Here is a 14,301-nt window from a genome sequence, read left to right on the forward strand (position 1 = left end):
AGTCTGAGCCGCCGTCGGCAGGCGGGAACGGAAGGCTTCGGGCCGTGGCCCTGTGCGGTGCGGTGGCTGTGGTGATCGCTTCTGTTGTGCTCGGCCTTCTCGGTCAGCCCGGCCGACCGTGAGGCAAGCGGACGAGACCGACAACCCTAGGGGTGGTCAAGTGCGTTGACGGGCCGGAAGACGTAGGGGAACCCGTTTGTCCGACGGCCCCGCACCCCGCATCTGCTCGTCCAGAAAGGCCACGCGCAGCCGCCTCCGCGCCAATCTGCGCAAGGCCACCGGCACCATCCGCGACAACGGTCACCGTGGCTGGTGGAACCGTGCACTGGGCCGCGGACGCCGCCGAGGCGAATCACATTGTCACCGCACTCGTCCATGCACCGGAGAGACCGAGGTCGTCAAGGCCAAGTAAGTGGCCACCCAGGAGATCGGCCTCAACGAAGCCCTCTCCAGGGCGGGGATCCGCGCGTACGAAACCGACCTCGCCGAGCTCATCGTGCAGCTCGGCGACGACCGCCCGTCCCACATCCTGGTCCCGGCCATCCACAAGGGCCGCGCCGAGATCCGCGACGTCTTCCGTGAGGCGATGGGGGAGTGGGGCAGCCTTGTTTCGTATTCAATAATTTGAATAGGTGTGCGAGAGTAAAGAGGGAGAGAGCGCCCTGTCCATGCGGTGGAGCGACTCTCAGTCGCTTCGTTGACTAATCACAGCAGTGCTAGCGTGGCTCCATGGCTTTGCGTGACGCGGTGATGGCAGCACTGTTGGAGGGTGAGGCGTCCGGCTACGACCTCGCGAAGAGCTTCGACGCGACGGTCGCCAACTTCTGGATGTCGACGCCCCAGCAGCTCTACCGCGAGCTGGAGCGTATGGAGGCCGAAGGACTGGTCACGGCCCGCGTTGTCGAGCAGGAGCGCCGCCCCAATAAGCGACTGTTCTCGCTGACAGAAGCCGGTCGGGAAGCCGTACACGCCTATACGGCCGAGCCTTTGGGCAAGCCCTCGGTGATCCGGGATGAGCTGATGGTCAAGGTGCAGTGCCTGGACGCGGGCGACATCGAGGCTGTCCGGAAGGCCATTACCGAGCGCATGGAATGGGCCACCGCCAAGCTCGCTCGCTACGAGAAGCTCCGGCAGCGCGCCCTCGACGGGCGCTCGGAGGAGGCGTACTTCGCCGAGGCCGAGCGCATCGGCCCGTACCTGACCCTGCTGCGCGGAATGTCCTTCGAGCGGGAGAACCTCCAGTGGGGGGACATGGCACTGCGCAGGCTCGACCAGCGCATGGCGGCGGTCCAGGCCGACGGCTGACCGGGGGAGTTCCCGCCTGACGCGACGGCCCCACACCGGTCGTCGCTCTACACCCGAGTGAGGGTTCGCTCAGGCTCCTCGTCAGCGGGGATGCGGTGCAGTCCCTTGCGGTCGTAGAACCAGGTCATGCCGAAGCCGAAGAGGCATGCGACCGCGAGCCCCACGCCCAGCATCACCCAGCCCCGGGTCAGACCGGCGTCGCCCTGGGCGTCGTAGTAGAGGATGGAGCGGACAGCGTCAGTGATCTGACGCAGGGGCTCGAACTCGCCGAGGACGCGATAGAAGTCGGGCAGAGCCTGAAGGGGCACCGTGGCACCGGACGTCGGCACCGCCATCGCGATGTAGAACATCGTAATGAACAGCATCCCCGGCGTACCGAACGCGGCGAGGAGGCCGAGGCCGCCGATGCCGACGACCGCGATCGTGCTCACCGAGAACAGCCACAGCAGGGGCAGATGAGCGGCGTCCATTCCCATGACGCCCACCGCACCGGCCAGAACAAGACTGCCCATGAGCAGGGACAGGCCGATCATGAGGGTGCTGCTGATGGCCAGGGTCTGCACACGGGTAGCGCGCAGGAGCGGGTTCTGGGTCCGCCGCGGCCCTATGTCGCTGTGGGTGTAGCCGAGGGCGTGGTCCACCTGGCCGCTGATGACATTGGCGGCGAGCATGCCGCAGACGACGAGGACGAGCGAGTAGTAGAAGGCGCTCAGGCCCATGCCGGTGTGCGAGTCGAGCGGATGCCCGTCCTCCACGTGTACCGCAGCAGGATCGGCCAGCACCATGAGCGCGGCAGGGGACGGCTTGGCCTTCGCGGCCTGGGCTTGGGCGGTCAGCTCCTTGCCCACCTGTGCGGAGGCTGACTCGGCGGCAGCCCTCGTGGCCTGAAGCGCCATGCCCGAACCCATGCTGCCGGCCGACTGGTTGGTCAGCACGGTGAGCGTCGGGCGGACGGCGTTGTCCGCCGCCTTGGGGCTGGGGAGTGCGGCGACGGCGGAGGTGAAGTCGCGGGGAACGACGAGCGCGCCGAACAGCTTGCCCTCGCCGAGCTCCTCCTTCATCTCCTTCTCGTCCATCACTTCCAGTCGATCCTGTCTCCACCCTCGGACGACTTCTCGATCGACCGGACGATCTGCGCTCCGAGGTTGGTCTGCTTGCCGCCCGACACTCGCTCCCTTGTCGGCGCTGACCAGGGCGACGGGCAGCTTGTGCAGGTGTCCGGCGGGGTCGAGGTTGGCACCGACATAGAACACGGTGAACAGCACTGCCACAAAGCCCATGATCACGCCGTTGGCGATCCACAGAGGCTTCGCACGCAATGCGCGGAAGGGGTGGGCATTACTCATTTCCAACTCCGGTTCGAAGAAGAGAGGTTCAGCGGGAGGGGCCGTCGGCGTTATCGCAGGCCGGTGCCTCATACGGCTGAGGAGGCATCCCCGGTGGGCGAGGACACCGGAAGCAGGCCGGGTCGCTTGGCCTGGCGGTCGTCACCGGAGGAGCGGCCGCGCAGGCGGCGGACGACCCAGGGGCCGAGGAAGGTGCCGACCCAGCGAAACTCGGCGGCCGCGGCCCGCCAAGCGGAGGCCCGCGGCCCGGCGACGGGGAGAGGCCGGGTCCAGTTGTCGTCGCTGTCGGGCAGGCCGAGCGCGTGGGCGACGGCAGCCGCGATACGGGCGTGCCCGATCGGGCTCGCGTGCAGCCTGTCGGCACTCCACAACCGCGGATCAGTCACGACCGGGTGAGCGGCTGTCTCCGCCACCACCACGCCGTAGCGGCCGGCGGACTCCCTGATGCGCTCGTTGAGCGCGAGGACCCTGTGCCCGATCGGACGGGCCAACGGTGTGATGCGCCCGATGTCGGGAAACGTGAGCGTCGCGACCGTGGCGCCCTGAGCGGTGAGAGCGGCGAGCATGGCCTCCAGGTGGCCGACTACCTCGTCGATGTCGAAGCTCGGCCGCAGCAAGTCGTTGACCCCGGCCACCACGGTGGCGAGGTCGGGCCGCATCGCGAGGGCCGGGGCGAGTTGCTCGGCGCGCACCTGACCGGCCTGACGGCCGCGCACCGCGAGGTTGGCGTACAGCAGGCCGGGACTCTGACGCGCGACCTCGTCGGCGAGCCGGTCCGCCCATCCGCGAAGGCCATGTACGTCATCGCCGTCCCCGAGCCCTTCTGTCTGGCTGTCGCCCAGGGCGACGTAGCGCCGATACGCACTGCTCGGCACGGGTCGACCGCCTCTCGTTAACGCTGCTGGTGAAGGTGGCAACCGGCCACTGATACACAACTACGCACCTAGGTGCATTATTGATTAGTAAGATAACGCCGGTCGACTCGCATGCAAAACGAGTGGCTACGGCCCTGCTGTGGGAGATGGGAGGGTGACCCTCACCAGTACGGCACCAGCGCTCGGCAGAGCCGGTGAGGCACCCTGGTGTTCCGGCAGTGCAGGACCAGGAGGACCTCACACTGGGGTCATACAGGGGGAAGGTGGCCGCACATGATGGAGCGACTGCGCAAAATCTGGAAAGCACTCGGGACCGTGATCGATGAGCACCCGACCACATCACCGCGGCCCGTGCCTGAGCCCAAGAGGCGTACCCACAATCTCTTCGAGGCTGCCGCCGCGTACGCCTCCGCGCACGCGGAAGGCGATCAGGAGCGCGCCGACGAGGCGTCGAGCTGGGTCTCCCCCGAGGCGCTCTCCTTCGGTGTCAACGAACTCGCCGGCAGGGCCCTCATCGTGCTGGCCCGCGAGCGCGGCGAGTCCCCGGAGACCGTGGCACGAAGCCTCCTCGGCCTGAAAGCGACGACGGGACCGGCGTCCTGATCCGCGCAGCTGACCTGGACGGACGTACGTCGCTGTGGATGCTCACCGAGGTGCCGGACCGGGCCGTCCGTGACGCGATCATCGCGTCCTCACTGGCGGACCCCGACTGCCTCGTGAAGTCGGACCATGCTGAGGCGCACCCGGATCGGGGTGGGGATCCACGCATCTCGTGGCGGCGTGCCACTGGGGGGACTTGGCGCGCCGCCACGAGGCCGGCCTCTCATTGCGCATGTGCGCAGTACGCAGTACGTCCTGGCGCTCTCCCTTTCGTCGGGGTTCGTCGGGGCTGTTTCGGCCTCTCACGGAAGTAGAGGCAGAAGTACCCGACGCGTCCCGCGGCTTTGTCGATCCTTTGCGTCAGTGGCTCCGCGAGCAGGAGAGATTGAGCGTACGTACGTGACCGAGCCGGAGTGCGGAGCCTCAACCACGGTCCCTGGATGAGGCTCCGCATCAGACCTGAGGGCGGCCCTGAGCCGTCACACGCCGGCCACGTCCATGATCCACTGGCGGTGGGGGGCGATGGGGGTGTCACGCGAGTACCCCGCCCCGTCGCCGCCCCAGTGCACCCCCACCTGCTTCTGGCCCTCGGCGAAGACGGGGCTACCGGAGTCGCCGGGTTCGGTGTGACCGTCGAGCCGCGTCGTGTGGATCCAGCCGTCGTCCGCACCCGCGACTCTCATGGCGGCCACCTTCAGCTGAGGCGAGCGACGCAGTGCTCCGCGGTCAGTACCCATCGCCAAGCCGCCAAGGACCTGTGGAAGTCTCCTGAACGAACAGAAATGCCGGTGAGGCTGCGCATGTTCATGCGTGTTCGAGCCGCCGTGGATCTCGGCGGGACGCAGGCAGGCCCAAAGCCCTAGGTGCAGAGAGGGTTTGGGTATCGCGCGATGCCTGCTGCCGGTGCAATGCCCTGTCCAGGGTTCAAGCGCCATGAAAGTCCAAATGGCTCGGACTGCTGCTGAATTCTTCTTAGGTGAAGCGGGAGTTGAGAGGCGTAGGGCGGCAGCTATTCCGTCGGCGTCAGAACGCGTCGCCCGTGTATCGGAAGCGGAGCGAGTTCGTGTCGTAGCAGTTGGCCGTTGTTCCGATCGCCGAGTCATGGACCTCGCCCTTTCCGGCTCTGTGCCAGTCGTCGAGGCCGAGGAGGTACAGGGTGTTCTCTCTCTGCGCGAAGGCGACTACGCCGTTGCTGTGACGGAAGTACGTCCAGAGGGCGTTGGCCGCGGTGGGGCCGCGGGCGGAGCGCTGCTGGCGGACGGGGGCGCCGTCCTTGGCCGTGGCGGAGTGCGCCGAGCACATTGCCGGTCTCGTAGCTGCGGAGGCGCACTCCCTGAGCGGCATGGTCGACGAGTAGCTCCCACTGCTGCGATCGGCGGCCGTCGCATGCGGTTTCATGCGGCTCGGCGCCTTCTCCGCCGGAGATGTCCATGCACCGGCCGGCGCCATCGCCGTAATGCTCTGGAACAGGACTTCACGTAACCCGATGGCTCCGCGACGCAGTCCTGGATTGGTTTCCCCCGACACTTGAATCCCCCGATCCACGCCGACACGACCCGTCGCCAGGACGAGTGGTGCCTCGCCTCAATTACGTTACGGCGCTGGCTGGTTGGGGCGGAAGGGCGCGAGCTGGATCTGTGTACAGCACCGTGATTGTGGATATCGCGGTCACCCGTGAGGGGGACGGGTGCGGCCCCCATCACCCCAAGGCTGCGGCCCCGGCAGCGGCTTGTCGCTCGGCACGGGTGCGGGCGTCAGCGGCCTGGTCCGGGTGGCCAAGCCGGTCGGCCAGCCGCGCCCGGGCCTGCCAGTTGTAGGGGCAGATGGGGCGCAGACTGATCCGCTCGCTGAGCAGCGTGCGCGCCAGGTCGTCGTGGCGGCCGGAGCGGACAGCGGCCTCGACCAGCGTGCGCTGGACGGCGTCCCGCTGCGCGTGGCTGCCGCCGAAGAAGTTGAGGCGGTTCCGGATCGGCGCGAGCAACTCGACGACGTGGGCGTACTGCTCCCGGCGGTGGGCGATAAGGGCCTGGCACACCGGCAGCCCGATCTCGCGCGTCATCGCGTGGTTGGACACGGCCGGGGACACCGCGGGGCCGGTGCGGGCGAGCCACAGCTCGCGGTCCTTCACGAGTTGCTCGGCGTCGGCGATCCGGCCGGCTCCCGTGTACGCCATCACGGCGTGGACGTCGTTGAAGGCGTAGTACGCGCCGTCCTCCCGCCCGGCCCAGGCCTCGGCGAGCGTCGCCCAGCGCGGCCCGACATCGACACCGGCGATGAGCAGCCGCCACAACAGGGCTGAGGCGTCCAGGAGTTCCATGGCGATTCCGTGCGAGGCCTCGTTGTGGAGGGTGTTGTCGTAGACGGCGAGGACCCGCTCGATGCTCCCCGACTCCAGCGCGTACAGGGCGTAGTGCCATGAGTTGTGCACGGACAGGAAGTTGCCGTCGGACCAGTCCGCCGTCCGCGCGTCCATGTAGCGGATCCCGTCGGCGAAGCGGCCACGCATCTCGTATGTGTGGACGACCGCGTGGATGCCCCACACGTCACGCGGATGGCGCTCCACGGCGCGTAGCCCGGTCTCCTCGGCGTGGCTGTAGTGCCCCGACTCCTCGAGCCCGAAGGCGTACATCCCAAGGAGCGGGCCGAAGTGCGGGTCATCGGCGTCCCAGGAGGTCAGCGCGCCGCCGATGCGGTCGCGCAGTCGCTGGGCGTCGCCCGAGAAGAAGTCGATCTGGTGGCCGACGGCCAGCGCGAGGGCGTCGCGGGGATGCTTGCAGCTGAGCTCGCCGAGGATCTCCCCGGCGCGGAACATGTCCCCGTCGAGCCAGGCGTCGGCAGCGGCCGCGTGCATGCGCTCGCGCGGCGAAAGCCCCGCCAGGTCGACGGCACCGAGGAAGGCGCTGAACGTCTGCCGGGCCGCGGCGGCTTCCTTCTCCTCGGTGCCGAGCAGCCCGAGATAGGCGCCGAGAACCTGCGCCATGGCGGACCGGGGAGCAGCCGCCGCCATCGCCTGCGCCTCATCGGCCACCTCCCCGCGGAAGAACAACAGCGCGTCAAGGGCCCGCTCGTAATGCCGCGCGGCCTCGTCGCCGGTGCCACCCATGGCGTGGCCATGCCGGTCCATTCCCATGACTGTCCCTGCTCCCGTCGGCTCCATCGCAGTCTCGCGATTCTGCCCAGGTGATGCCACGACGACGCTCGGTTCACCGGAAGGAGGCTGACGGAATAAGACGCGGGTGGCCGACGCCGACTGTGAACTTCCCGGCCACGGTCCGGATGCGGGCCGACCAGCCGAGCGCTGTCAGGTCGTCCGTGAGCGTCCGGGGGTCGTGGAACACCTTCACGATGCGGTACCGGCTGCCGTCGTCGAGTCGGCGCACGGCCGCCGGTGCGGACCTGCCCGAGAGCATCTCCTCCCGCGCGGCCTCGGCGGGACATGTGAGAGCCAGAAGCCGAAGAACGAAGAACACAGTGTCGTAGCGCCTCGGCGGCTGCCACTCGAACATATCGGCCTGGACGAACCGGACATGGGGGGACGCGGCACGGGAGCGGGCGATGGCCAGGGTCTCGGCCGCCGCGTCGACCGCCGTCACCGAACGCGCCCGCGCGGCGAGCATCGTGGTCCACTGGCCCGTCCCGCAGGCCAGCTCCAGTACGTCCCCGCCGATGGGGAGGTCCTCGGTGACCGTCAGCAGGTCCTGGAGGTCCTGTCGTTCCGCGTAGGGCCGGTCGTACTCGGCCGCGCCCGCCCGGTAGTAGGCGATCTGCTCTGCCAGAAGTGCATCGTCGTGGCTTCCCATGGCCGGACCGTAGCCAACAGGAAGCGACTGTCCCAGACCACGGGCGAGGGGGAGTGGGGCAGCTGGCGGAGGTGTGCCGTGCCGGTTGAAGGTCCGTCAGGACACTCCCGCCGGATCGTCGAGGACCGCCCGTACGACCGAGTGCGCGGCGCCCAGCAGCGGACCGTCGGAGCCGAGCCGGGAGACCGCGACGCCGCAGGCCGTGCCCGCGGTGCGGCGCTCCAACTCGGCCTCCAGCGGCGGCAGCAGCCACGGCGCGAGCCGGGAGAGCGCCCCGCCGAGCACCACGGACCGGGGGTCCAGGAGGTTCACCGCACCGGTGAGGGCGATGCCCAGCGCGGTCCCTGCATCGTGCAGCGCGCGGCGCACGGCCTGGTCGCCCTGCGCGGCGCGCTCGGTGAGGAGCCCGACCCTGTCCGCGCCAGGATCGAGGCCCGCGCTGCGGAGTACCGCTTCCTCGCCCGCGTACTGCTCAAGACAGCCACGACCGCCGCACGGACAGGGCGGGCCATCGGGCCGCACCGGAACATGTCCCAGCTCGCCCGCGAAGCCGCGCGTCCCGCGCAGCAGACGTCCGTCGACGACCAGCGCGGCACCGATGCCGATCTCGGCGGAGACGTGGAGAAAGTCCTGCGGCACCTCGTCGCCGAGCCACAGCTCGGCCAGCGCGCCGAAGTTCGCCTCGTTGCCCACCGTCAGCGGCAGCCTGCCCGGCAACAGCGCGGCGAGGTCGACGTCGTGCCAGTCGAGGTTGGGGGCATGGACGACCGTGCCCGTGTCGCGGGCGACCAGACCGGGCACCGCGACGGCGAGCCCCGCAGGACGCAGCCCCTCCCGGCCCGCCTCGGTGTTCACCTGCCGCACCAGCGCGACGAGTTCCTCGAGGACAGGCTCGGGCGCGCGCCCCCGGTTGCTGCCCTGACGCACGGCACGCACGCGTACCTCTCCGCGCAGATCGACCGCGCACACCGCGAGGTGGTCGACGCCCACCTCCGCGCCGATGCCGGCCGGACCGCGTCCGCTGATCGCGAGGGCGGAACCGGGGCGGCCCACCCGGCCCGGGCGCTCGGGACCCAGCTCGTCCAGGAGCCCGGAGCGGATCAACTCGTCCACCAAAGTGGAGACCGCGGCCCGGGTCAGGCCGATACGAGAGGCCACGGCGGCACGGGACAGCGGGCCGTGCGCCGCGACAGCGTGCAGGACACGCGAGAGGTTCCGGCGGCGCATCCCCTGCTGGGTGTCGGGCAGCTCGGCGCCGGTCGCACCTTGCCGCGTGCCGTGCGGTGGTGCGGTCATGCCCCCGTCAGCCCCTGCTCGTCGTCACTCATGGCTTTCACTGCTCATGGGCCGCCTTCTCAAGAAGGGGCGCCGCGTCGGAGATTACCCCGGCGATCCGCGCCAGCGCCGACTCGTCCCGTTCCACCGGATCGAGCACGGGCCCCGCGGCCGTGCCCCAGCGGCGCGCGACCGCCGCCGGGTCCTCGCCCGTCAGGATGCCCGCGGCCTGCGCTGCGGCCCCGAGCGCGACGAGCTCCCGGGCCTCGGGCACCTGAACAGGACGCCCGGAGAGCCGCCGCACGGTGTCCTGCCAGGCCCTGCCCCGTGCGCCGCCGCCGATGAGCAGCAGCGGGGCCGAGCGGTCCGCGTCGGCGTCGAGGACCAGGTCGAGGGCACCAAGGAGCGAGTGCACGGCCCCGTCGTACGCCGCCTGCAAGAGCTGCCCCGGAGTCGTGTCGTGCCGCAGGCCGTGCAGCAGCCCCGAGGCGTGCGGCAGGTCCGGGGTGCGCTCGCCGTCCAGGTAGGGGAGCAGGATGACCGCGCCGCCCGCCTCCACGGCCTCGCGGTCCAGGCTCAGGAGCGCGGCCACGCGGTCCACGGCCAGGGTGCAGTTGAGGGTGCAGGCAAGCGGCAGCCAGTCGCCGCGTGCGTCGGCGAAGCCGGCCACGGTCCCGGTGGGATCCGTGGGGCGGTTGCCGGAGACCGCGTACACGGTGCCTGACGTGCCGAGGCTCAGCACCGGAGTGCCGGGACGCAGACCGAGGCCGAGGGCGGCCGCCGCGTTGTCCCCCGTGCCGGGAGCCACCAGCGTGCCCTTGGAGAAGGGCAGTTCGCCGCTGCCCCGTACGGTGCCTGCGACCTCTCCGGGGCGGACGACGCGCGGCAGGAGCGCCGGGTCGAGGCCCACCAGGTCGAGGATCTCCTCGTCGTACGTCTCTGTCGCCGACGCCCACCACCCCGTCCCGGAGGCATCGCCACGGTCGGTCGTGCCGGTCCCGGTGAGACGTTCGGTGAGGTAGTCGTGGGGGAGGCGTACGGCGGCGGTGGCGCGGGCCGCCTCTGGTTCCTGCTCGCTGAGCCAGGCCCACTTGGTCACCGTGAAGGAGGGCCCCGGCACGCTGCCGACGCGCTCGGCCCATGCCTTCGGGCCGCCGAGACGGTCGACCAGGGTGCGGGCCTGGGCCGCCGAGCGCACGTCGTTCCACAGCAGCGCGGGCCGTACCGGCCTGCCGTTCGCGTCGAGGGTCACAAGGCCGTGCTGCTGGCCGCCGACCGACACGGCCGCCGCCTCGCGTGCCGCGTCACCGCACTGGTGCAGCGCCGCGCCCAGGGCGCTCCACCACTCCTCGGGATCGCTCTCGCGGGACGCGCCCGAGCTGACGCTGTGCGGCGACTGACCGCTTGCCACCACCCTGCCCGTCGCGGCGTCGACGACCAGGACCTTGGTGGACTGCGTGGAGCTGTCCACGCCGACGACGAGCGGACCGTCGGCTGCTGGTGCTGATGACATCGGGGGTCTCCGTTCCCGCGGCTCTTTCCGGGTGCTTCCGGACTTCTCTCCGTCCGACCTTCCCAGGGATGCCTCCGGATACTAATTTGTTAAGGGCCATGACGAAATAGTCGTGGCGGCCGCATCTGAGCTCCGGCGCAGCCGTGCCCCGGCCGCCCAGCCGCCCGCATCAGCCATCCAGGGAGCCGCACATGACGTACCAGCCCACTCCTGAGGACAAGTTCACCTTCGGTCTGTGGACCGTCGGCTGGCAGGGAAGGGACCCGTTCGGAGACGCGACCCGCGCGCCCCTCGAACCGGCCGACTCCGTACGGCACCTGGCCGAACTGGGTGCCTACGGAGTGACCTTCCATGACGACGACCTGATCCCCTTCGGGGCCACGGACACCGAGCGCGAGTCGCACGTCAAGCGCTTCCGGCAGGCGCTCGACGCGACCGGCCTCGTGGTGCCGATGGCCACCACGAACCTGTTCACGCACCCCGTCTTCAAGGACGGCGCGTTCACCGCCAACGACCGCGATGTGCGCCGCTACGCCCTGCGCAAGACGATCCGCAACATCGACCTCGCGGTGGAGCTCGGCGCACACACCTACGTCGCATGGGGCGGCAGGGAGGGCGCGGAGTCCGGTGCCGCCAAGGACGTGCGCGACGCTCTCGACCGGATGAAGGAGGCATTCGACCTGCTCGCCGAGTACGTGACGGAACAGGGCTACGACCTGCGCTTCGCGATCGAGCCCAAGCCGAACGAGCCGCGCGGCGACATCCTGCTGCCGACCGTCGGACACGCCCTTGCCTTCATCGAGCGCCTGGAGCGCTCCGAGCTGTTCGGGGTCAACCCCGAAGTGGGCCACGAGCAGATGGCCGGCCTCAACTTCCCGCACTCCATCGCCCAGGCGCTGTGGGCGGGCAAGCTCTTCCACATCGACCTCAACGGCCAGACCGGCATCAAGTACGACCAGGACCTGCGCTTCGGAGCGGGCGACCTACGGAGTGCCTTCTGGCTGGTCGACCTCCTGGAGAGGGGCGGTTACGAGGGCCCCCGGCACTTCGACTTCAAGCCGCCGCGTACGGAGGACTACGCGGGCGTGTGGGAGTCGGCGGCGGGGTGCATGCGCAACTACCTGATCCTGCGGGAGCGTTCGGCCGCGTTCCGTGCCGACCCGGAGGTCCAGGAAGCCCTGCGCGCCGCACGCCTCGACGAACTGTCGCTGCCCACGGCCGAGGACGGCCTGAGCGGGCTGCTCGCCGACCGCGGTGCCTTCGAAGACTTCGACGCTTCGGGTGCCGCTGCCCGTGGCATGGCCTTCGAGCGCCTCGACCAGCTCGCCATGGACCATCTCCTGGGGGTGCGCGGCTGACCCCGTAGCGTCACTTCGGAGGCATCAACTTCTGCACAGGGGTCGCGTCTTGACCGGTGCGAGGCGACTCTTGACGGTATGGCCATGCCACCCGTACCGCCGCAGCCTCCTCCTCCGCCGGGTGACGCGCCCCCGCCAGGTGATGGCGGCTTCGGGCCGCCCGGAGGCGGGTACGGACCGCCTCCCGGCGGCGGAGGATGGCCTCCTGAAGGCGGTGGCGGCTTGCCTCCGGACGGAGGCGCCTGGCCGCCGTCCCCACCTCCGGGAGGGCCTTCGGGGCGGCGGAACGGGCTGTTCATCCTGCTCGCCGTGATCATCGCGGTGGGAGCCGTCGTCGCGGTGGTCCTGGTGGCCACCAGCGGCGATGAATCCCCGGGCAAGAAGGGCCCCTCCGAGAGCAGCGAGACGTCGGGCGGCAAGCCCACGCCGTCGCTGAGCATCCCGTCCCAGATCCCGTCGGAACTCCCGACCGAGGTCCCCTCCAACCTGCCGAGCGGCCTGCCGTCGGACTTCCCCAGCGATCTGCCGACCGATCCGGAGGACCTGGAATCCCTGATCCCGTCGGCCGCGGAGAACTAGTCGGCCGCGAACAGCCTCAGAGGCCCTTCGGCGGCCGCACGTACGTCACGGTGGTCTCGACACCGCTGTCCACGAGGCGGCCGTCCTCGTCGAAGGCCTCGGGGCCGTCCGTCATCCCGAAGTCGTTGTCGTTGATGAGGGCGAGGGTGCTCCGGTTCACGAGGGCCACACCCTCGATCTTGTCGGGCACTCCCTCGACGGCGCCCAGGTCGACCACGAGGCGCTTCTTCAGGACGGGCACTCCGGAGCCCGCCGGATCGTCGAGCTGCTCCAGGGAGGGCTTTGTGGCGGCGTCGTCCCACCGGTCGCCGAGGATGTCGGAGCGGCGGTCCAGCTTCACCGTCTGCAGCCGCGCGGCCTTGTCGGTGCGCTCCTCCACGAGGAGCCGGTCACGGCCGACGGCTACTACGGAGGAGATCTTCAGCTCGGACGTGTCGTCCTCGCCCGGGTCGACGACCCCTACCGGGTCGAAGCGGTACGCGTACTCTGCGGTGACCGCCTGCTTCTTCGTCGAGAAGCGCAGCAGCCGCGTCGTCCGCGAGCCCTCACCGGCGTCCTCGTCGGGGACGGAAAGCGGACTCTGCACCGCCATCACCAGGTCCCCGCCCGGCAGTTGGGCGAGCCCCTCGAAGCCGCGGTTGACCTTGCGGTTCAGCAGGATGCCGGGCAGTGCCTCGACAACGGGGTAGTCGGCGCCGGACAGCTTCAGGCCCTGGGGCACATAGCGCTTGAGCACCTTGCCGCGCGCGGAGACGTGGACGAGCGAGGGTCCGTACTCATCGACCAGCCAGAAGCTGCCGTCGTCGGCCCGCACGATGCCCTCGGTGTCCAGACCGTTCGGGTCGTACGTCAGAGCGGTCTTGGCGTCGTACGTGTACGGAGCCTCATCGCGCCCCTCCTGGTTGGGCAGCCCGGTGACGGGCTTTCCGGAGGACGTCGTCAGCGGCAGCGCGTCGATGACCTTCACGGTGTCTCCGGAGACGCGGACCTTCACGATCGCCGGATCGAAACCGGGGACGGGGAAGGTGCGCCGCTTCTTGCCGTCCACCTTGATCTGGCCGTTGGGCCCCCGGTCGGTCACCGTCCAGAATTCGCCCTTGCGGCCTGCCGGATAGATGTCGCTGCCGATGCCGCCGAGGCGAACGTCCCGGTCGTCGTCCACCGTGCCGGGCAGCAAGGAGTTGCTGAAGGTACCCAGCGGGATGTCGCCGAGCGTCGCGGTGGAGGTGATCCGAGGCGCCTTCTCCTTGCCGCCGGTCTGTGCGCCTGTGGCGGTGCCGGTCACCGCGACCGCCGCGATCACGGCGAACGGCACACCCACGGCGACGGAACGGCGGACGCGACGCTGACGGGCGGCGTGCGGGGACATGGGTGCCTCCTGGGGCGCGAGTTCGGTGACAGCGGTCAGACTTCGCCGTCGCCACGAACGCAAGGAGGCGGAAAGGTAAACGTCAGGGGGCATGACGACGGCGCCTCCCGCGAGGGGTAGGAGGCGCCGCCTTCCGTCATGGTCCGGTCAGCAGTGGTTGGGCAAGTTGCCCTTGTCGCCCCCCCTTCAGGTGGATCGCGCTGACGCGTTCAGGCGGGTCGTGTCCGCGACCCGATGCCCCTGAACCGGTGCGGTCCACGCTCCCGGATGACATGGCCGCG

Annotated in this window: 13 protein-coding genes and 1 pseudogene; 5 read left to right on the forward strand and 9 right to left on the reverse strand. The window is 69.9% G+C overall.

Annotation, left to right across the window (positions count from 1 at the left end):
- Positions 1–196 precede the first annotated feature (196 nt).
- Positions 197–601: pseudogene (locus AB0O76_RS27585) on the forward strand (LUD domain-containing protein); the annotation flags it as partial.
- 128 nt (positions 602–729) lie between these two features.
- Positions 730–1,305 (forward strand): PadR family transcriptional regulator, encoded by a 576-nt coding sequence (locus tag AB0O76_RS27590; RefSeq protein WP_365496443.1) that lies wholly within the window; start codon positions 730–732, stop codon positions 1,303–1,305.
- Between the two features lie 47 nt (positions 1,306–1,352).
- Here the strand turns inward: AB0O76_RS27590 and AB0O76_RS27595 are convergent, their stop codons facing one another.
- Positions 1,353–2,723, reverse strand: coding sequence for a DUF3533 domain-containing protein (locus AB0O76_RS27595; protein WP_365496445.1), 1,371 nt, complete (start codon positions 2,721–2,723; stop codon positions 1,353–1,355).
- Positions 2,720–3,526 (reverse strand): SGNH/GDSL hydrolase family protein, encoded by an 807-nt coding sequence (locus AB0O76_RS27600; RefSeq protein WP_365496447.1) that lies wholly within the window; start codon positions 3,524–3,526, stop codon positions 2,720–2,722. Before AB0O76_RS27600 ends, AB0O76_RS27595 begins: the two co-directional genes overlap by 4 nt.
- A gap of 273 nt (positions 3,527–3,799) precedes the next feature.
- Between AB0O76_RS27600 and AB0O76_RS27605 the strand changes: the two genes are divergently transcribed.
- Complete coding sequence (locus AB0O76_RS27605; RefSeq protein ID WP_365496449.1) at positions 3,800–4,129, forward strand: hypothetical protein; 330 nt, start codon at positions 3,800–3,802, stop codon at positions 4,127–4,129.
- A gap of 476 nt (positions 4,130–4,605) precedes the next feature.
- On the opposite strand, the gene AB0O76_RS27610 is transcribed toward AB0O76_RS27605, so the two are convergent.
- The 6 genes from AB0O76_RS27610 to xylB form a co-directional block, all read right to left on the reverse strand.
- Positions 4,606–4,809: a trypsin-like serine protease gene (locus AB0O76_RS27610; RefSeq protein WP_365496451.1), complete on the reverse strand. Its 204-nt coding sequence runs from the start codon at positions 4,807–4,809 to the stop codon at positions 4,606–4,608.
- A gap of 340 nt (positions 4,810–5,149) precedes the next feature.
- A complete protein-coding gene (locus tag AB0O76_RS27615) occupies positions 5,150–5,428 on the reverse strand; it encodes a hypothetical protein (RefSeq protein ID WP_365496453.1) in 279 nt (92 codons plus the stop codon).
- A gap of 397 nt (positions 5,429–5,825) precedes the next feature.
- The gene (locus tag AB0O76_RS27620) at positions 5,826–7,250 is read right to left on the reverse strand and encodes a tetratricopeptide repeat protein (RefSeq protein WP_365496455.1); all 1,425 of its coding nucleotides are present in this window, start codon (positions 7,248–7,250) and stop codon (positions 5,826–5,828) included.
- Positions 7,251–7,329: 79 nt separating this feature from the next.
- Positions 7,330–7,926: a class I SAM-dependent methyltransferase gene (locus AB0O76_RS27625; protein ID WP_365496457.1), complete on the reverse strand. Its 597-nt coding sequence runs from the start codon at positions 7,924–7,926 to the stop codon at positions 7,330–7,332.
- Positions 7,927–8,022: 96 nt separating this feature from the next.
- Positions 8,023–9,222, reverse strand: coding sequence for an ROK family transcriptional regulator (locus tag AB0O76_RS27630; RefSeq protein WP_365496459.1), 1,200 nt, complete (start codon positions 9,220–9,222; stop codon positions 8,023–8,025).
- A 37-nt stretch (positions 9,223–9,259) separates the two neighbouring features.
- Positions 9,260–10,714: a xylulokinase gene (gene xylB, locus AB0O76_RS27635; RefSeq protein ID WP_365496460.1), complete on the reverse strand. Its 1,455-nt coding sequence runs from the start codon at positions 10,712–10,714 to the stop codon at positions 9,260–9,262.
- Between the two features lie 191 nt (positions 10,715–10,905).
- Here xylB and xylA point away from each other — a divergent pair, with 191 nt between their 5' ends.
- Together xylA and AB0O76_RS27645 are read left to right on the forward strand one after the other, a co-directional pair.
- Complete coding sequence (xylA, locus tag AB0O76_RS27640; protein WP_365496462.1) at positions 10,906–12,072, forward strand: xylose isomerase; 1,167 nt, start codon at positions 10,906–10,908, stop codon at positions 12,070–12,072.
- Positions 12,073–12,381: 309 nt separating this feature from the next.
- On the forward strand, positions 12,382–12,651 hold the full coding sequence (locus AB0O76_RS27645; RefSeq protein ID WP_365496464.1) for a hypothetical protein: 270 nt from the start codon (positions 12,382–12,384) through the stop codon (positions 12,649–12,651).
- 16 nt (positions 12,652–12,667) lie between these two features.
- Here the strand turns inward: AB0O76_RS27645 and AB0O76_RS27650 are convergent, their stop codons facing one another.
- On the reverse strand, positions 12,668–14,020 hold the full coding sequence (locus AB0O76_RS27650; protein ID WP_365496466.1) for an esterase-like activity of phytase family protein: 1,353 nt from the start codon (positions 14,018–14,020) through the stop codon (positions 12,668–12,670).
- Positions 14,021–14,301: the final 281 nt, after the last annotated feature.

It is taken from the genome of Streptomyces sp. NPDC086554 (assembly GCF_040686095.1).
Lineage (GTDB): Bacteria > Actinomycetota > Actinomycetes > Streptomycetales > Streptomycetaceae > Streptomyces.